Origin of the sequence: Pedobacter sp. CFBP9032, from assembly GCF_034045265.1 — a bacterium.
In the GTDB taxonomy this organism is placed as follows: Bacteria; Bacteroidota; Bacteroidia; order Sphingobacteriales; family Sphingobacteriaceae; genus Pedobacter.
The window spans coordinates 526,048-545,064 of record NZ_JAXCWE010000001.1 but is presented as its reverse complement, the minus strand read 5'-3'; the positions used below and the strand labels follow the sequence as shown (position 1 = coordinate 545,064).

The following is a 19,017-nucleotide window of genomic DNA, read 5'->3' as shown; positions in this document are numbered from 1 at the left end:
AAAGGCTGAAAGCGGAGGGTTTTGGGATTAGAAAGGAAAAAGAAACCGATGAATTCCTGCTTTTGCCATTAAACCTGATAGTAGTGGAAAGCTCCCGATTTTTCATCGGGACTTATAACGAATAGCAGGACTGAACCTTAATAGAACTACTGACATTGCTTTCCCGTAAAAATAAATCTGTGTAATCAAATCATTTGTGTCATCAAACCGAAGGAAATTTAAACGAATCATATGAAAAAAATAGCCATAATTGGTAGCGGAAACATCGGCTTGTCTTTAGCAAAAGGACTAGTAAAAGCCGACTTTGCTCAGGCAGCTGATATCACATTAACCCGTAGAAATATTGATCATTTAAAATCATTCGCTGATAATGGATTTGTAGTAGGCAACAACAATAAACAAGCGGTTGCTAACGCTGATGTGGTAATTTTAGCGGTGTTGCCTCAGCAATTAAATACAGTGTTAGATGAAATTCATTCTTCAATAGATCCGGCTAAGCACCTGGTAATTTCCGTGATCTCGGGCGTAAGTTGTGCTGCTGTTCGTGAGAAATTAGGAGAAAATGTGGAGGTTATTCGGGTAATGCCGAACACGGCAATTGCGATTGGACAATCAATGACCTGTATGGCCAGCGATAATGCCTCTGCTGAAAACATTGCAGACGTGACTAAAATGTTTGAAACTGTTGGCTCTGTAGTAAAAATAAACGAAGACCTCATGACTTCTGCTACGGCACTATGTGCTTGCGGTATCGCCTTCTTTTTAAGAGCAATCAGGGCAGCCTCTCAAGGTGGTGTTGAAATCGGTTTCCATGCAGATGAGGCTTTGAAAATGGCCGTTCAAACAGCAAAGGGTGCGGCAGATTTACTTTTATTGCACGGTACACACCCGGAATCAGAAATAGATAAGGTAACTTCGCCGAAAGGTTGTACCATTGCTGGTTTAAATGAAATGGAACACAATGGTTTTAGTTCATCTTTAATCAAGGGCATCAAGCTATCGGCGTTAAAAGCAGGAAATTTATACACTAAAGAAGGTTAGAGGTGTAAGGTTTAGGGCATAAGGTCTTAATCGCAAACATAAAATTGAAAGCAAAATAAAAGGTAGAAAGTTTAATGATGGGGTTATTCCTGATATTTGCTACTAATCACTCGATACTATTATGTCATTAGAAAATATACAAAAGGAAAGTCTGGATTTATTGCGGCAGTTAATTCGCATCCAGTCTTTTAGTAAGGAAGAAGATAGAACGGCAAACTTAATCGCCCAATTCTTAGAGGAAAGGGGCGTAAATACCCAGCGTAAAATGAACAATGTTTGGGCATATAACAAGTATTTTGATGCCAGTAAGCCAACTTTGTTATTAAACTCACATCATGATACGGTTAAACCAAATTCTGGGTACACCCGCGATCCATACGATGCCGCCATTGAAGGCGATAAGCTTTTTGGTCTTGGAAGTAATGATGCCGGAGGCTGCCTGGTTTCTTTAATCGGTGCCTTTTTATATTACTATGAACAGGAAAATCTAAAATATAACATTTGTTTGGCCGCAACTGCGGAAGAAGAAATTTCTGGTAATAATGGCTTGGAACTGGTGCTGCCAGATTTAGGCGAATTAGAATTCGGAATCGTTGGCGAGCCTACGGAGATGAACCTGGCCATTGCAGAAAGGGGATTACTAGTAATTGATTGTGTTTCGCACGGTAAGGCTGGCCATGCAGCAAGAGAAGAAGGAGAAAATGCCATTTACAAAGCCTTAAAGGATATTGAATGGTTTAGAAATTATCAGTTTCCTAAAGTATCGGAAGTTTTTGGTCCGCTTAAAATGACGGTTACCATTATCAATGCAGGTTCGCAACACAATGTTGTACCTGCCAACTGTACGTTCACGGTTGATGTTCGCGTAACTGATGCTTACACCAATGAAGAAGTACTCGAAGTTATCCGGGCAAATGTTGATTGCGATGTTACCCCGCGTTCTATTCGTTTAAAACCATCATCTATTGATAAAAACCATCCGGTTGTGCAAGCTGGTGTTGCATTGGGTAAAACTACTTATGGCTCTCCGACAACATCAGATCAGGCTTTGTTGGATATTCCTTCAGTCAAATGTGGACCAGGGTTTTCTGGCCGCTCGCACATGGCTGATGAATTTTTATATGTAAGGGAAGTTGCAGAAGGTGTTGAAGGATATGTAAATATGTTAAAACCGGTAATTTTGCCATAAAAACTTAAACAGCTTTAAAACAAAAAATGCGGATTTTAGGTCCGCATTTTTTGTTTTTAATTTTCTTCCGTTTCAGTGAAGGCCCTCGTCTCTAAATGTTTTTCCATATCTAGTCGGTTAACACCTTTACTCCACCATTCGGGAGCAGATTTTCCTTTCAGTTGATAATCAAAATATTCCATCATCCGCACGGCATAGTCTTTACGGTTTGGCATCTTGGCAATCCCGTGATTTTCTCCTTTGTAAGTGATCATTACTACAGGCTTGTTTAGTCTTCTCAGGCCATTATAATATTCGATGCCCTGTGTAAAATCAACCGCACCATCTTTATCGTTGTGTAAAAGTAGTAGTGGAGTTTGTACCTTCTTAATATGGTAAATTGGAGAGTTGCGCGCAAAGGCATCCCAATTATCCCAATAACCAGGCGTTAATCTTCCTTGACTTGCTTCAAAGATGGCTTGGTTTGTACCGCCGCTATTCCAGTAAATAAGGCTGTACATGCTAATCATATCTGTTAAAGGCGCACCAGCAGCTGCGGCTTTAAAAATATTGGTTTGCGTAATTAAAAATGACGTCTGATAGCCACCCCATGAGTGTCCGTGGATGGCAACATTTTTCTCATCAACAATTCCGGTGGCAATTGCAGCTTTTACAGCCGGAACTACACAAGCAACGGATGACATGCCCGGATCATTCAGTTTGTATTTGATATCTGGCATAATTACCGCGTAGCCATTGCTGGTGTACATCGCCGGGTTGAAACCACCACCAGGATAATTAGGCATTTGATAGGTGTTCAGGTTATCTGTAAGCCTTTCATAAATGTAGGTGATGGTTGGATAGGCTTTTCCTGCAACATAATTAGCTGGCAAATAAATTGCTGCTTGCAAACTGTCGCCATTTGTACTGATGTAATCGATCAATTTTACACCAGAAGTCCAGGCATATTTAGCTTGATCTGGCGTATTGGAAGTAACTTTTGTTGCAGCCGATAAATCGTTGGCAGTGCTTACATAGTATTCTGGCGACTGCTGCGAATTGCTTTTAGTGTAGGTAAAAACCCTTGCGTTTTCAGCCTTATCAAGTGTTTGATAAGCATTGTCATCAAGGAACAGAATCTTAATTTTCGATTGCCCGGCAGGCAGGATCCCTATGCCGCCTTTTTTGTTTGTGGAATTGAAAACACCGAAATATTGATCCTTGCTTAAATCTACACCTTTCTCCTTACTATCTGTTCTAAAGCGCATGGAAACGCGGGTTTTTCTACTTTTCCAGTTGTCTGAAAGTGCTGTCACATTACCACCATCTGCACTTATTTTCCATAAATCGTAATTATCTTTAATTAATGCATATTTAGAATCTGCCGACCAGCCCATGTTTGACGTGGCTGGTTTGATTACATTATGGTCATCTAATTCATCAATAAAAGAACTTTTAATTTTACCTGTTAAATTATACGTTTTGCCCGTTTCTAAATTGATGCTGTAGAAAATACCATCAGCATAATAGCTGGCCAACTTCCCATTTGGTGCCACAATCAATCTTCCTCCATTGGTGGCATACATTTTCTCGAAAAGCAATTTCTTTTTAAACGTTTTAAGGTCGACTGAATAAATGTCTAAATAACTTTGCCCATCCAGGTTGCCCATTAATTCATATTTCGAGTTATCATACCCAATAGCGTATAAGCTCTTTGGATTTACATTAACTGAGCGCATGTTACTGTCTGCCAGTTGAACGAATTTTCTGTCAGCCACCCGGAAAGCACTTAAATAACTAAAATTTTTATCGCGTGTTTCCTGCGTTTGCTGTGCAGATTGGAGTCTTTTATCCTGCCAGTTCCAGATAATCATGTCCGGCTTTTCAATATCTTCTTTTTTTACTTCAGGCTTTGCTTTAGCCAGTGAGTCCGTTTTCTTAAGGTCCTTCGAGTCGTCCTTTTTAACGTTTTTATCGTCTTTTTTATCTTCTTTCTTTGTTAAAGTGTTGATGCCCAGAAACAAAATGCTTTGATCATCAGACCAGAAAGGCGTTGCGTTGGTATTAATGCCCAGTGTTGCCGGGAAAGTTTTATCATCAATTGCATTATAAATCACTTTATTGGATAGGTCGCCATTGAGTTTGTTAAATCCCAGAAGACTAAAAACATCATCCTTATATTTCTCATTTTTATTGCCTTTGAGTAAGGCAAAGGCTGTTCCATCATCATTCCAGTTAAGCTTTTGATAAACAGCCTTGTCATTATCAAGCGCAGCTGTGGTTCCCGTCTTCATATCACGAAGAAATATACCATTTCCATTTTGTCCGGCTGCATCGATAATGTAGGCGAATTGCGTGCCTGTCTTATTGAAGGAGAATTCAGAAACGTTACCCAAATTATAGCTTTTCTTCGTATTTAAGTTATAAAGTAAAACATCAGTGCCTTTCGGGGCATCTTTTTCTTTAGACGCATTTTCTGCGGGAGCAAATTGAATAGCGATCCATGCTGATGACTTTTCTGAAAAATTGAAGCTTTTCACCTTTTCAAAAGTGGTTTGTTTATGATCAGGGAGCGAAACCAACAAGAGTTTATCATAAGTTGGCTTACTTGTTTTCTTCGCGGCTTTTGCTTCTGCGTCTGTTGCAGCTACTTTAAAGGCAGCGAATTTAGAATCGTTCGAGAATGAGATGGCATTTGCAGTTGCACCAATTGGATAGTTGCGCGTTAGGGTGTCGTTAGTTCTGCGAATGATCATCTTCAAATCGCCTTCAACCGGGCCAGTGGCCATTGCGATCCATTCGCCACTTGGTGACAGGGTTGCGGGCCTGTTGAAGTTCCATTTGGAAACGTCTTTCCAGCTCAATGCTGGCTTTTCTTGTGCCTGCGCATTTTGTAGCGTAAATAGCAGCAATACAGAGGAGAGAATTTTGAAAGATTTCATGTAATAGTTTAAGGTAGGCTAAAATAATGTTTTAAGTTTATAGTATGGGATACGCAAATGGAATTGATTTAGATATCAGTTTAATTGTTACGGAAAACCAAATGGATTCCCCTGTTTCTAATCAATTTATTGTATTTTTGCGGCTATTTAAATCGCTTGTAGAAGCGCAATCAAAATCTCAGTATTAGCATGAAAATCTGGCAGAAAAATATAGATGTGAATCAGTTTGTAGAGCATTTTACGGTTGGAAAAGACCGTCAACTGGATTTGCAAATGGCAAAATTTGATGTTTTGGGCTCTTTGGCACATACCCAAATGCTAGAAACCATAAATTTGCTAACTGTTGAGGAATTGAAAACCGTTCAACAAGAGCTGAAAAACATTTACGCTGAAATTGAAGACGGAAATTTTACCATCGAAGATAGTGTAGAAGATGTACACTCGCAGGTAGAATGGCTGCTGACTCAACGCATTGGCGAGGCAGGTAAAAAAATTCACAGTGGCCGCTCGCGTAATGATCAGGTTCTGGTTGATTTAAAATTATTCTTCAGGGCTTGTATTGAAGATATGGTCAACCAAACATCAACTTTGTTCAATCAATTGATAGAACTGAGCAATACACATAAAGACAAATTAGTACCAGGTTACACGCATTTGCAAATTGCGATGCCCTCATCTTTTGGTTTATGGTTTGGTGCTTATGCCGAAAGCCTTGCCGATGATTTGGAGTTGATGCTTGCCGCCTGGAAAATCACTAATAAAAACCCCTTAGGTTCTGCCGCAGGCTATGGTTCTTCATTCCCTTTAAACAGAACATTAACAACTGAATTATTAGGTTTTGAAAGCTTAAATTATAACGTAGTTTATGCGCAGATGGGCCGTGGTAAAACCGAAAGGATTTTGGCGCAGGCCATGAGTGCTGTGGCTGCAACATTGGCAAAAATGGCTATGGATGTTTGTTTATTTATCAATCAGAATTTCGGATTCATCAGCTTTCCGGCTGAATTAACAACCGGATCCAGCATTATGCCGCACAAAAAAAATCCTGATGTTTTCGAACTGATTCGTTCGCGTTGTAATAAAATTCAGGCTTTGCCAAACGAAATAGCCATGATGATTACCAATTTACCATCTGGTTATCACCGCGATTTACAATTGTTAAAAGAAAATTTGTTCCCCGCGATTACTTCTTTAAATGAATGTTTGGAAATTGCCACTTTTATGTTCCAGAACATCACCATCAAGGATGATATTTTGAAAGATAAAAAATATGACTATCTGTTTAGTGTTGAAGTAGTTAATGATCTGGCCTTGCAAGGTGTTCCATTTAGAGAGGCTTATAAAATTGTTGGTGAACAAATCGAAAATGGTACTTTTGCTCCATCTGGCCAGATACATCATACCCACGAAGGAAGCATCGGCAACCTTTGTAATGAGCAGATTACTGCAGCAATGCAGGATGTTTTGTCTCAATTTGGCTTTGCAAAGGTGAATAAAGCAATTGAAGATTTGGTTAAATAAATTTTGCTAATTTTATAGTTATGACAACTTTAACTATAGAAATTAATGATAAGGATGCAGGATTTGTAAAGAGTTCCTGAGCAATATCGGCGCAAAAATTAAGGTAGAACCAAGGAGCCATATCAAATCAGAAATTGCACAGGCACTAAAAGAAATTAAAGAGATGCAACAAGGCAAGCGCGAACCCTTAGGCTTAATAGATATTTAATGGCAAATAGCATTGTCTATTCTGCTGTCTTTATTAAAAAAGCTAAAATCTATAAAAAGCAGTGCTCTTCTCTGGTTGAGGACAGAAGATAATTAACGCATTATAAAATTGCTGACATCAGCATTGAATTTACAAATATGAAAGTTTCAGTATTAGCCAGCGCATTAATTGGCTCAGAGATTATAAAAATTGGCAACGAGGTTAATGAGATGAAGCGGAAAGGTGCCTCTATCGCTAACCTAACCATCGGCGATTTTGATGCAAATATCTACCCGATCCCAACGGAGTTAAAGGCTGGAATTGTAGACGCCTACAATGCCAATCAAACAAATTACCCACCAGCTGATGGTGTTTTATCACTAAGGGAAACCGTTTCTGAATTATTGAAAGATAGATTCGGATTAGCATATAACACAAACAGTATTTTGGTTTCAGGTGGCTCACGTCCGTTAATTTACGCAACCTATCTAGCGCTAGTTGATCCTGGAGATACGGTGGTGTTCCCTGCACCGTCTTGGAATAACAATCACTATTGCCACCTTACTTCGGCAAAAGCAATTGCCGTAGAAACAGATGCAGCGCATAACTTTATGCCAACCGCTGCACAGTTGAAACCTCATTTAAAAGGTGCAACATTATTAGCACTTTGTTCTCCATTAAACCCAACAGGGACAATGTTTGATGCCGATTCTTTGGCAGAAATTTGTGATGTGGTTTTAGCAGAGAATGCATCCCGCGGAGCGGATGAAAAACCACTTTATTTAATGTACGATCAGATTTATTCATTGCTGACATTTGGGAAAGAACATGTTAATCCGGTTTCTTTACGTCCTGCTATGCGTGAATTTACAATCTTTGTAGATGGAAGCTCAAAATGTTTGGCAGCAACAGGTGTGCGTGTAGGATGGGGCTTTGGTCCGGAAGATATTCTGAACAGAATGAAGGCTTTGGTTGGACATATGGGTGCCTGGGCACCTAAAGCCGAGCAAGTGGCCATGTCTAATTACTTTAACGATAAAGCACAAGTTGATACTTTCTTAACCAGTTTTAAAGGGCAGATTCAAGATAGCTTAAATGCACTTTATCATGGTTTTAACGAATTAAAAAGTGAAGGTTTTAATGTAGAAGCGGTTGAGCCAATGGGCGCAATTTATTTAACCATCAAAATCGATTACATTGGAAAAACTACAGCAGATGGTCAGTTATTAAAGGATAGCGCTGACGTAAATTTCTACCTGATTAAAGAAGCTGGAGCCGCATTGGTGCCATTTTCTGCCTTCGGAAATGAAGACAGTATGCCTTGGTTCAGGGCATCAGTAGGTGCTTGTACTTTACAAGATATTAAAGACATGTTGCCGCGGATTAAAACGGCTTTGAGTAAGTTAAAATAGATAAAATTGGACACCCATTCAAACAATTATGGGAGATGGGTGTTCAAATAGAATCTCATTTTACGCTTTATGGAACCCAAATACACGCCTCAAGGATACGCTTCTCCACCAGCTATTCTTACTTCACTTGCCATCGGTATTTTGGCATCTTTTATTCTGCCTCTTTTTTACATTATTCTCGGCAGGCTGATTCCCAATATTTGGTTCATCGCTATTATCGCTTTGCTTTTGGGAATTGGATTAGGTTTTAGCATTGATATTGGTGTCAGAATCGGAAAACTCAGGAATAAAAAGATCGTTACCATCATTGCAATCTTCTGTGCGCTATTCGCCTTTTATATTCAATGGGTATTCTTTGATACTTTAGCTTACAGTAATAAGGGTTTTACCTTTAACCTGGATAGTGCAGATTTAAAGGTTTTGGCTTCTGATTTCTTTTTCCTTTTTACCCACCCTAATATTTTGATCCAGGAAATTATTAATCTGAATAAAATAGGTACATTTCGCATCGAAAGTACAGGTACCATTAGTGGCGTATTGTTATGGATTATTTGGGCGGGAGAGTTTGTCGTTATTCTTGGGGGCGCCATTTTTACCGTTCTGAATGGTCAGGCAAGCATGCCATACTCGGAAATAAATGACCAGTGGATGAAAAGACGTAAAATCCATAATCGTATTCCTGTAGTTGTAAATAAAGAAGAGATTTTAAATGAGCTTGCTAAAAGAGATTTTACGGTCTTGAATGATCATCCTTCTTTGCATAATGAAACGAATTATGCCGAGGTAATTGTTTTCGAATCAACTGGAGATCCAACAAAGTATATCAATATCATAAACGTGACCAACCTAACGGGTAAACCAAAAGATAAAAAAGTGAAAAGTGTAGTTAAATATTATCCGCTGCAGAATGCGAATATTTAAACGAGCTATTTCAGGTCAAAACCATAATTCTCAAACAGAATTAAATTTTCAGGCTTTTTTATCAAAAATGACTTTGAGACAGCCTAATTTATTTTGAATCCTCTGACAGCCACTATTTAATTTCGATACATTTATTTAATAATCTTTAAATTTGTATATTAGTTTGAAATCACGTTGATATGGAAACTTACCTTGTACACCCGGATAAAATACAAGAAAAGGCTTTAAAGGCATTTCTTAAAGCTTTTGATGTTCCTTATGAAATAAAAAAGAACGATGCCTTGCCCGATCATGTTAAGTTGGGAATAAGGCAAGGACAAGATGATATCAAAGCAGGAAAAAGCTTTTCTTTAGCAGAATTTAAAGAGAAAATCTCTACAATCTAATGGCGCCTCTGCCTGTAGTCATATCAGAAACAGCATTAAAAACTTTTGAGTCAATCTGTGCTCAGATAAATGAAAGACTAGGGGCAAAAGTATTAAGTGATTTTAAAAAGAATACCCTTAAAACATTGGAGTTAATTGGCAATTCGCCATTCATCTATAAAGAGACTGAATTTGATCCTAATATCCGACAAGGATTAATTAAAGCTTTCCTCTGTATTTTATGAGATTAAACCCGATAGAATTGAAGTTCTTTTCTTTTGGGACAATAGGCAAGAACCAATGTTTTTCTAATTTTTTTATTTGAAATAACATAAAAACCCCGCAGGTTTTAAAACCAACGAGGTTAATTTAGAATTTTGACTAAAGACTAAAGACTAAAGACTAAAGACTAATCCTCCCTGCTTCCATCATCAGCCATTCTCACCATTTTAGGTTCAAATTTGGCCACTACATCAACCAGCTCGGTTTGTGCCGCCATCACTTTGTGAATATCCTTGTAAGCCATTGGCGCTTCGTCTAATCCAGCGCCGATCAAGGTTACGTTGTGGTCTTTCAAAATGGCCTTCATATCCGATTTCGTAATCGATTGAATCGCTTTTGTTCGGCTCATTTGTCTACCTGCACCGTGAGAGGCAGAATTAATCGCAGTTTCTTCGCCTTTACCTCTAACCAAAAATCCTGGAGCGGTCATACTTCCCGGGATAATTCCCATTACGCCTTTACCAGCTGGTGTAGCTCCTTTACGGTGAACAATCACTTCTTCGCCATCAAACATTTCTTTCCAGGCAAAATTATGGTGATTTTCTACTTTGGCCAGAACTTTTGCGCCAATGGCTTTAGTCAACCTCTTATGGATCACCTCATGGCAGGCAGAAGCATAATCACCAGCTAAGTTCATGGCAATCCAATACTCTTGTCCTTCTGCAGAATTTAAATCCAAATAAGCCAGGTTTGCAGCCTCTTTAGGTAGTTTACAGATATCTTTTGCCAGTTTGGTATAGTGTCCTGCAACAGTCGCACCAAATCCACGGGAACCTGAATGGGTCAACAATGCTACGTAACGGCCTTTATCTATATTTAAAACCTCATCACGTTCGGCAAAATCGATAATTCCCCATTCTACAAAGTGGTTTCCACCACCCGAAGTTCCTAGTTGTGCCCAGGCTTTTCCGTGTAAGTTTTTAAGAAAAGGAGAGGAATTGAAAGCGTTGCTTTCTAAGACCTCATGATCTGCTCTTTCATCTCCTTTAAAATTTTGTCCTGCACCAAATTTGGTAAAAGCAATTAATTCGCGTTTGTACATGGCATCTTTACCAAAATAATGCTTCTCTGGAATGTCGAAAATGCTCAAAGCCATACGGCAACCGATATCTACACCTACGCCATACGGAATAATCGCATTTCTGGTCGCCAAAACACCACCAATCGGCAAACCATAACCTTGGTGGGCATCGGGCATTAATGCACCTGCTACCGTAACCGGTAATTTCATGGCGATATCCATTTGGTTTCTTGCGCCTTCCTCAATGTAATCAGGCCCAAATACCGCGTAGGGTTTCACATGGTTTACCAGTTCGATAGTTTCATCTTTTGGTGCATTAGCTTCTTCAATCACAGCAGTTGCAAGTGGGTTTAATACTTCATCATCCAAAAAACTTTCCGGATAATCTTTTACTTTTTTAAATAAGGCCAATAATTCTTCTTCTTCGATATCTGTGAAATTTTCTTTCAGAATGTCTAAAGCTAAGCCTAATATCTTTCCTTCGGTATAACCTATTTCGATCAGGTTATTACCTGTTATGTTGTTGTTCATCTTATTTCTTAATCAATCCCCGGCAGGCAACATTCACCTGACCGAGGGGTTTCTAAATTTAGTTTATTTCACGAAGATTTGTTTCAATTGATCTACAATTTGTCCACTGCCCGATAAGCTGATGTTGTTGATTTTCTCTGCGATTTTCTCCACGTATTCCATCTCTTTCAACTTATATAACATGTTGTTGTCTTCCATTAATTTGGCGGTGTTTAACAAACTTCTGGTCGAGGCCGTTTCCTCTCTTCGGGTAATGATATTGGCTTGTGCCCTTTTTTCGGCAACTAAAACCTGGTTCATAATCTCCTTAACATCACCAGGTAAAACAATATCTTTAACACCACAGTTCGTTAATTTTACACCTAAGTTTTCAACGTTATCCAAGGTGATGGCCATTACCATTTCGGCAATTTTTTCTTTGCTTTCCATCAATTCGTCAAAAGTCATTAAGCCAATACATTCTCTTAGCGCCAATTGCATGGTGATATACAATTGTTTTTCAAATTCTTTGTTCTCCAATAAGGCTTTGATGATGTCATCAACTTTGTATTGAATGCTGAAATTTACCCTCAATTGTGCTTTATCCTTTGTTAAGATTTCTTGTCCGATAATCTCCATGTTTAATTGTCTCATATCGGTTTTTAAAACTTGAATGGTAGTACTGTTTTTCCAGTAAACATAGTTTCCGGCTTCCAATACGTTTTCAAATTTACCATCAATAAACAATAAAGCTTTTTCGAAAGATTCTACTTTATAAGCCCTGATACAATTTAATAATGGCGCTTTTTCCAATAAATTTTTATCAATGGTTTCGTCAATATTGATATTACTGGTGTTTACTTTAACAAAATTGTATTCTGATAAACCTTTCCAAATGGCATGTCTGCCAGCGGTTAAAACGGATTTGAAGTTTTTATTTTGATAAACCAAGGCTAATTCGTTGTCGGCGACGCTCACCAGGTGAATCAAATTCACAAAATCTGCATTTTCCAGCAAAATATCCAATTCAGCGACCGAGTAATAGTACTCTTTAGCCATATCATACAATGTCATGCTTTCGCCAAAGCCTAACCAGTAAGTTCCTGCGGTTAAAACGTTTTTTAATTTTCCTTTTTTAAACACCAATCCAACATAATTGGTGTTAATGGTTACTCTTCTCATGTTTTCTGGAGTTAAAATTTATTTTTATAAAATTTATTCTTTTAAAAGCGTTGCGGAAGAACATTTACCTGTTTTCTGCGGAAGTAAAAGTTTATCAAGCTTGTTTAAAAATGAAACCAGTTTCTCTAATCGGGTTAGCGCTCCTGAGAACATTTTGCCATTTAGATTTAACCTTTTTGATTTTTAAATCTCTTCTTGCTGCGCTGATACTTACTGAGCAAATGCAGATTTGCTTTTGGATTTCGAAAAATCCTAAAGCCAAATGCGGTTGCGCAACGCTGGTTTTTTGGGTAATTTGAAAAGTTGCCCTTCTTTTTGTTTTGGATTTTGAGCCCTAAACGCTTACCAATTAGCTATTCCAAGTGGTATTTGGAAGCAGGATTCGAACCTGCATGATTTGGTTGTTACTCTAACCCCTGAGCTATTCCGATTGCCCGGAAGTGGGATTCGAACCCACGACTCACAACGTGACTAGACAATCTATCATAATTTCTATCAGAATATTCTGCGCAACGGCGTGAATACTTTGGGGCCGTTTCGAAACCCGCAACTATGGATAGTGATTATTTAGGCTGCCATCCCTTTCGGGATATCTTATATATAATGATTAATATTTCTCAAAGAACTTTATCGACTGGCGACATTACAAAGATGCTACCAGCACTACGCGACGGATTTGCGCAATAAAAGATGATCCTTGTATTAATATTTAATCAATTGATTGTTAGGGGAATAAAATTATAAATATATTAAAATTTATCGTTTTACACTTCAATTGCGCAATTGTATTGCGTAGTTGCGTAAGACTTTTCTATATTTAGATAAGCTAAATCATCACATTTTTAGCCAAAAACGAAATTCATTTAAAATGGCTGTAAATAAATTAGCGCTTATCCGGTATAAAACCATCGACGATTGTTTGAAAAACCGTTTTCGTAAATGGACATTGGAGGACCTTATAGAAAAGGTGTCCACAACCCTCTACGAACTCGAAGGCATTACCTCAGGAGTAAGCAAGCGTACGATCCAGGCGGATATTCAACTGATGCGAAGTGATAAGTTGGGCTACAATGCACCGATTGTAGTGAAGGATAAACGCTTCTATGCATACGAAGATGCTGGTTTCAGTATTACCAAAGCGCCGATCAATAACGCTGATGTAGATAAGATGAAAGAGATTGTTGGTGTATTAAAACAGTTTAATGCCTTCAATTATTTCGATGAAATGAGTGATATGATTGCCCGTTTGGAGAATAATCTTAACAAGTCAACTAAACAAAGTGGCAACCACATTCAGTTGGAAAGCAATAAATTGGTAAAGGGCTTGGAGTGTATTCCACCTTTATATCAGGCCGTATTAAATAAGAAATCGATACTGATTGAATATAAATCTTTTAAGGCGCATCAAGCGCAGCAAGGCATCTATTACCCTTATCTATTAAAGGAATATCGGAACAGATGGTTTTTGATCTGTAAAGCGAAAAAACGGCCTGGGATCTTAAATTTGGCATTAGATAGGATCGTTGAATTTCAGGAATTGCCAAATGAAGTCTTCTTGGCCTATGATGGAATTGATTTTGATCGTTATTATTCAGATTTAATTGGTGTAACAAAAAGCGAACGGGATAGGGCACAGAAAGTTGTCCTTGAATTTACCAACGATCATGCCCCCTATGTGATGACAAAACCTTTGCATCAATCTCAGATAGTATTAAGTCAAAACGAAAAAACAACCACCTTTAGAATAGATGTGGTGTTAAATTATGAACTGGAGCGCGAAATTTTGGGTTTTGGCGAATGCGTTAAGGTGCTTTCGCCTCGGTTATTGATTTCTAAATTAAAACGACGATTAGCGCAAACTTATCAACAATATGAAACCCAAGAGGATATTAAAACTATTGAATAAATGTTTTAATGAATGAGAGAATATGGACAGCTATGCTAGCACGCTCTAAATTCTCTCATTCTCTCATTCTCTCATTCAATTATTCTATCATTTGATCACGCTCTCATTCAGACCTAACTTTTAAACTCACTTGTTTTGTGGAATTCGATATCAGGGTAATCTTGTTTTGTTAAGTTGATCATGTATTCACTATCCGCTAAATAAACCGGATTGGCTTCCTTATCGAAACCGATATGTTGTTGTTTACGTTTCACAAACTCCTCTAGTTTTTTCCTGTCGGATGAAGTAACCCAGCTCGAGCGTGTGTAACTTAATGTTCTGAAGCGACATTTCGCACCGTATTCATGCTCTAAACGGAAATTGATTACCTCAAACTGAAGTTCCCCAACCGCACCGATCACTTTTCTGTTTCCAGGCTGCATCACAAATAATTGCGCAACACCTTCATCAGTTAATTGCTCAATCCCTTTTTCAAGTTGTTTGGTACGCATAGGATCCATATTTTCTACCTCTTTAAAGATAGATGGAGAGAAACTTGGGATGCCTTTAAATTGTAGTTTTTCACCTTCGGTAAGCGTATCTCCGATTTTAAAGTTTCCGCTATCGTATAAACCTACAACATCACCTGGCCAGGCTTCCTCTACAATACTTTTTTCATTGGCCATAAAATCCATCGGGTTAGAAAACTTTAATTTCTTATCCTGACGGGTATGGTAATAAAATTTATTTCGCTCGAACTTGCCAGAACAAATCCTTAAAAAGGCAATCCTGTCGCGGTGTTTTGGATCCAGATTGGCGTGAATTTTAAATACAAATCCACTAAAATTTTTCTCTTCTACTAATACATCGCGCTCTTCAGCCTCACGATGCCTCGGACTAGGCGCAATATCAATGAAGGTATCTAAAAGCTCTTTAATTCCGAAGTTGTTAATGGCACTTCCAAAAAATACAGGTGCAACCAAACCTTCGGTATATAAATCCTTATCAATTTTACCATAAATACCGTCAACCAACTCAACATCGTCTTTTAGATTGTTGATTTCGTTTTCTTTAAGGTAATTTAATAACGATGGATCATTCAAATCATTTGCCGCTACTACTGAATCCGTTACTTTAGTTTTATCCGAATTGAATAAATTTAAATGTTTATTATAAATGCTGTAAACCCCTTTAAAAGTATGCCCCTGCCCAATAGGCCATGAAAGCGGACATAAACTAATGTTCAGCTTTTCCTCAATTTCATCCAGTAAATCATAAGCTTCTTTACCTTCTCTATCCATTTTATTGATGAAAATAATTACCGGGGTATTGCGCATTCTACAAACCGACATTAATTTTTCCGTTTGCTCCTCAACACCTTTCACACAATCTACAACAAGAATAACGCTATCTACGGCAGATAAAGTTCTGTAAGTATCTTCCGCAAAATCCTTGTGGCCAGGGGTATCCAGAATATTGATTCTTTTACCACTGTATTCGAAACCCATTACAGATGTGGCAACGGAGATACCACGTTGTTTTTCAATCTCCATAAAATCGGAAGTATTGCTCTGATTTGCCTTGTTACGTTTTACCGCACCAGCCGTGTTAATTGCTCCACCAAAAAGCAGGAATTTTTCTGTCAATGTGGTTTTGCCCGCATCGGGGTGACTAATAATGGCAAAGGTTTTACGTTTTTCTATTTCAGGATGAAGCATAATAAAATTTTGGGTAAAAAGGCGATGAAACCAGGTTAAAGGAATTTAACTGCGATAAGATTTGAATAATTTTGTTTCATCAGGCTGCAAAGATAAGAAAAGCTTTATGATTAATTGTTAGGTTGTTGTATTGTTTTATAGCGGGTTAAATTGACATTGAATAGTTTTTATAATTTGTAAACCAGTCGTAGTAGTTCTTTTGTTTGTATTGTCCTGGCATACACCTTAGCGCCAATAGAAAAATCGTAGGCTACTGTTTCTGTGAGGTTTAAATCATGCATATCGGCAGTTCTTAGGTTGTTTACTTCTGTTTTAAATGTTAACTGCAATCTTTAAGTTAAACATCAGTGGTGTGAGCTTAGGGGATACAAATTTTAGTTTTAGATTGTATCTGATTGATTAAATTATGCCTTGGTTCAGTGGCTAACTGAAAAAATTATCCACTCAAAATTAAAATTTCTAGCTTATCATTGTTTAATTTTGTGCTAAAATGTTTAGCTTTATTTATCCCTCCGTTATGCTAAACTAAAATTTTACTGCCGATGCCCACTCTAGAAGAAACCTCTATGCCAGCAGAAATTGCTGCAAAATTTGTGAATTACACCTCGAAACATGTTTTCTTAACAGGAAAGGCAGGTACGGGTAAAACTACTTTTTTGCGAAAGTTAATTCAGCTTACGCATAAGAAAGCGTTGATTTGTGCACCTACTGGTATTGCTGCTATCAATGCTTCGGGGGTTACTATTCACTCTCTTTTTCAGTTGCCTTTCGGTGCATTTTTTCCAGATGCGGCAGCCAATATCATAAACCAGAATATCACTTTTAATTTCAATACACCCAGAACGATTGTGAAGCATTTAAATATGCAAGGCAATAAAAGGCGCATGATTCAGGAATTGGAATTGCTGGTGATTGATGAGGTGAGTATGCTTAGGGCAGATATGCTGGATGCCATTGATTTTACCTTGAGATACATCCGTAGAAATCGGAACGTTCCTTTTGGAGGTGTTCAGCTACTTTTTATTGGCGATTTACACCAGTTGCCACCAGTGGTTAAAAACGACGAATGGCGGGTAATGGCTGGTTTTTATAAAAGCATTTATTTTTTCGATGCATTAGCCTTAAGGGAGAATCCGCCAGTGTATATTGAGTTAGATAAAATTTATCGCCAGGATGATTCGGTTTTCATCAACCTACTGAATAACCTTCGGAATAATCAGATTACTGCTGAAGATACGGCTTTGTTAAGGCAACATTATAAACAGGATTTCAAACCACAGGCAGATGATAATTACATTACGCTAACCACCCATAATAATAAGGCTGATACCATTAACAGGGAAAGGTTAACGCAATTAAAAACCAAATCTTATTTCTTTGAGGCTAAAGTTACCGGCGACTTTAACGAATACGCTTATCCTAATGATAAAAGCCTGGAGCTGAAAGTTGGCGCACAAATTATGTTTATCAAAAATGACATGACAGCCGAAAAACGATATTACAATGGTAAAATTGGTGTAGTACATCACATTGAAAAAGATGTAATTGAGATTGAACTTCCAGAGGAAAAAACCGTAATTACTGTTTCGCCGTATACCTGGGAAAATGTTAAATATAAACTGAATGAAGCAACCAACGAAATTGCTGAAACGGTTGCAGGTTCATTTATACAATATCCAATTAAACTAGCCTGGGCTATTACGGTTCACAAAAGTCAGGGTTTAACATTTGATAAGGCTATTATTGATATTGGCGATGCTTTTGCACCGGGGCAGGCTTATGTTGCACTTTCACGTTTGCGCTCGCTAAACGGTTTGGTTTTAACTTCTCATTTAAGGGAAACAGGTTTGCAACAGGATCAGAATATCCATTATTTCTCTAAAACCAAGCAAACTAATGAGGTACTCAACGAGCAAATCAGTTTTGAGAGCTACGATTTTATCAAGACCTATTTATTAGGGGCCTTTGATTTAAATCTCGTTCGCTATTACATAAAAGAGCATGTTCAGACCTTTGATAAAGGGGAAAAATCAACCAAGCAACATTATGATGATTGGACAATGGAACTTTATCGAGATTTCCAGAAAATTGCCGCTACGGGAGATACATTTATTAATCAGTTAAAGGGCTTGTTTGGTGAGCAAACAACACATACACTATTTAATGTATCAAAAAGGGTGGGGGCTGCATTAAAGTACTTTAGCCCGTTGATTAAAGGAGTTTCAGATCGTCTGTTGAATCATATTGAGACTATAAAGCAAGAAAAACAAGTTAAGACTTACTTAACTGAACTACTGGAATTAGAGATTTTGGTTTATGAGCAGTTGAAGAAGATGCATAAAAGTAAGGCTCTTTTACAAGCTATCATTGATGGGAAAGAATTTAGCAAAGCAGATATGGATGCATTATTAAATGTTTCTGCACGTAACCAACAATTGCAAAAGGCCATTCAACTGAAAGGCGAAACGCTAAAAGTAAAATCTGCTGTAGAAAAGAAAAAGAAAGAGCCAAAGATTGATACGAAATTAGTGAGTTTTGAACTTTATGAACAAGGGAAAACATTAGCAGAAATAGCAAAGGAGCGTGGCTTTTCGGTGGGTACAATTGAAGGTCATCTGGCTTATTATGTTTCTACGCAACAATTGGATGTTTCTAAATTGGTTAAATCTAATAAAATCAAAAACATAGCAGATGCTGTAGAAAGCCAGAAAACGAAATCTATGGCAACGATTCGCGAGTTTTTAGGGAAGGATTATTCTTTCGGGGAGATTAAGATGGTGCTGGCTTCGCTTTTTCCATCGGAGGAATAGATGTGTTTAACCGCAAAAAACGCGAAGAGAAAGGGCGCAAGGAACGCTAAGC

General features: G+C 38.0%; 13 protein-coding genes and 1 tRNA gene. 8 read left to right on the top strand and 6 right to left on the bottom strand.

Annotation, left to right across the window (positions count from 1 at the left end; all coding sequences use genetic code 11):
- The first annotated feature begins 231 nt into the window (after positions 1-231).
- Positions 232-1,041 (top strand): pyrroline-5-carboxylate reductase, encoded by an 810-nt coding sequence (proC, locus tag SOM16_RS02290; protein ID WP_320462366.1) that lies wholly within the window; start codon positions 232-234, stop codon positions 1,039-1,041.
- Positions 1,042-1,162: 121 nt separating this feature from the next.
- Positions 1,163-2,230: a M20 family metallo-hydrolase gene (locus SOM16_RS02285; RefSeq protein ID WP_320462365.1), complete on the top strand. Its 1,068-nt coding sequence runs from the start codon at positions 1,163-1,165 to the stop codon at positions 2,228-2,230.
- Between the two features lie 56 nt (positions 2,231-2,286).
- Here the strand turns inward: SOM16_RS02285 and SOM16_RS02280 are convergent, their stop codons facing one another.
- On the bottom strand, positions 2,287-5,151 hold the full coding sequence (locus SOM16_RS02280) for an alpha/beta hydrolase family protein (RefSeq protein WP_320462364.1): 2,865 nt from the start codon (positions 5,149-5,151) through the stop codon (positions 2,287-2,289).
- A 189-nt stretch (positions 5,152-5,340) separates the two neighbouring features.
- Between SOM16_RS02280 and argH the strand changes: the two genes are divergently transcribed.
- From argH to SOM16_RS02260, 4 genes are all read left to right on the top strand, one after another.
- Positions 5,341-6,672, top strand: coding sequence for an argininosuccinate lyase (argH, locus tag SOM16_RS02275; RefSeq protein ID WP_320462363.1), 1,332 nt, complete (start codon positions 5,341-5,343; stop codon positions 6,670-6,672).
- A gap of 345 nt (positions 6,673-7,017) precedes the next feature.
- Positions 7,018-8,271, top strand: coding sequence for a pyridoxal phosphate-dependent aminotransferase (locus tag SOM16_RS02270; protein WP_320462362.1), 1,254 nt, complete (start codon positions 7,018-7,020; stop codon positions 8,269-8,271).
- Positions 8,272-8,340: 69 nt separating this feature from the next.
- The gene (locus tag SOM16_RS02265) at positions 8,341-9,192 is read left to right on the top strand and encodes a hypothetical protein (RefSeq protein WP_320462361.1); all 852 of its coding nucleotides are present in this window, start codon (positions 8,341-8,343) and stop codon (positions 9,190-9,192) included.
- A 179-nt stretch (positions 9,193-9,371) separates the two neighbouring features.
- A complete protein-coding gene (locus SOM16_RS02260) occupies positions 9,372-9,578 on the top strand; it encodes a DUF2683 family protein (RefSeq protein WP_320462360.1) in 207 nt (68 codons plus the stop codon).
- 388 nt (positions 9,579-9,966) lie between these two features.
- Here the strand turns inward: SOM16_RS02260 and SOM16_RS02255 are convergent, their stop codons facing one another.
- From SOM16_RS02255 to SOM16_RS02245, 3 genes are all read right to left on the bottom strand, one after another.
- Complete coding sequence (locus tag SOM16_RS02255) at positions 9,967-11,391, bottom strand: RtcB family protein (RefSeq protein ID WP_320462359.1); 1,425 nt, start codon at positions 11,389-11,391, stop codon at positions 9,967-9,969.
- A gap of 63 nt (positions 11,392-11,454) precedes the next feature.
- Positions 11,455-12,552: a slipin family protein gene (locus SOM16_RS02250; RefSeq protein ID WP_320462358.1), complete on the bottom strand. Its 1,098-nt coding sequence runs from the start codon at positions 12,550-12,552 to the stop codon at positions 11,455-11,457.
- 363 nt (positions 12,553-12,915) lie between these two features.
- Positions 12,916-12,984, bottom strand: a tRNA-OTHER gene (locus SOM16_RS02245).
- Between the two features lie 436 nt (positions 12,985-13,420).
- Between SOM16_RS02245 and SOM16_RS02240 the strand changes: the two genes are divergently transcribed.
- The gene (locus SOM16_RS02240) at positions 13,421-14,458 is read left to right on the top strand and encodes a WYL domain-containing protein (protein ID WP_320462357.1); all 1,038 of its coding nucleotides are present in this window, start codon (positions 13,421-13,423) and stop codon (positions 14,456-14,458) included.
- A gap of 113 nt (positions 14,459-14,571) precedes the next feature.
- Here the strand turns inward: SOM16_RS02240 and SOM16_RS02235 are convergent, their stop codons facing one another.
- Together SOM16_RS02235 and SOM16_RS02230 are read right to left on the bottom strand one after the other, a co-directional pair.
- Complete coding sequence (locus tag SOM16_RS02235; protein WP_320462356.1) at positions 14,572-16,155, bottom strand: peptide chain release factor 3; 1,584 nt, start codon at positions 16,153-16,155, stop codon at positions 14,572-14,574.
- A gap of 167 nt (positions 16,156-16,322) precedes the next feature.
- Positions 16,323-16,484: a hypothetical protein gene (locus SOM16_RS02230; RefSeq protein WP_320462355.1), complete on the bottom strand. Its 162-nt coding sequence runs from the start codon at positions 16,482-16,484 to the stop codon at positions 16,323-16,325.
- Between the two features lie 213 nt (positions 16,485-16,697).
- Between SOM16_RS02230 and SOM16_RS02225 the strand changes: the two genes are divergently transcribed.
- The gene (locus tag SOM16_RS02225; protein WP_320462354.1) at positions 16,698-18,965 is read left to right on the top strand and encodes a helix-turn-helix domain-containing protein; all 2,268 of its coding nucleotides are present in this window, start codon (positions 16,698-16,700) and stop codon (positions 18,963-18,965) included.
- Positions 18,966-19,017 lie beyond the last annotated feature (52 nt).

What these genes read in the sequence shown, in the direction of transcription:
- SOM16_RS02255 (WP_320462359.1), bottom strand. Translation starts at nt 11,391, where the DNA reads ATGAACAACAACATAACAGGTAATAACCTGATCGAAATAGGTTATACC.
- proC (WP_320462366.1), top strand. Translation starts at nt 232, where the DNA reads ATGAAAAAAATAGCCATAATTGGTAGCGGAAACATCGGCTTGTCTTTA.
- SOM16_RS02265 (WP_320462361.1), top strand. Translation starts at nt 8,341, where the DNA reads ATGGAACCCAAATACACGCCTCAAGGATACGCTTCTCCACCAGCTATT.
- argH (WP_320462363.1), top strand. Translation starts at nt 5,341, where the DNA reads ATGAAAATCTGGCAGAAAAATATAGATGTGAATCAGTTTGTAGAGCAT.
- SOM16_RS02270 (WP_320462362.1), top strand. Translation starts at nt 7,018, where the DNA reads ATGAAAGTTTCAGTATTAGCCAGCGCATTAATTGGCTCAGAGATTATA.
- SOM16_RS02235 (WP_320462356.1), bottom strand. Translation starts at nt 16,155, where the DNA reads ATGCTTCATCCTGAAATAGAAAAACGTAAAACCTTTGCCATTATTAGT.
- SOM16_RS02240 (WP_320462357.1), top strand. Translation starts at nt 13,421, where the DNA reads ATGGCTGTAAATAAATTAGCGCTTATCCGGTATAAAACCATCGACGAT.
- SOM16_RS02285 (WP_320462365.1), top strand. Translation starts at nt 1,163, where the DNA reads ATGTCATTAGAAAATATACAAAAGGAAAGTCTGGATTTATTGCGGCAG.
- SOM16_RS02250 (WP_320462358.1), bottom strand. Translation starts at nt 12,552, where the DNA reads ATGAGAAGAGTAACCATTAACACCAATTATGTTGGATTGGTGTTTAAA.
- SOM16_RS02260 (WP_320462360.1), top strand. Translation starts at nt 9,372, where the DNA reads ATGGAAACTTACCTTGTACACCCGGATAAAATACAAGAAAAGGCTTTA.
- SOM16_RS02280 (WP_320462364.1), bottom strand. Translation starts at nt 5,151, where the DNA reads ATGAAATCTTTCAAAATTCTCTCCTCTGTATTGCTGCTATTTACGCTA.
- SOM16_RS02225 (WP_320462354.1), top strand. Translation starts at nt 16,698, where the DNA reads ATGCCCACTCTAGAAGAAACCTCTATGCCAGCAGAAATTGCTGCAAAA.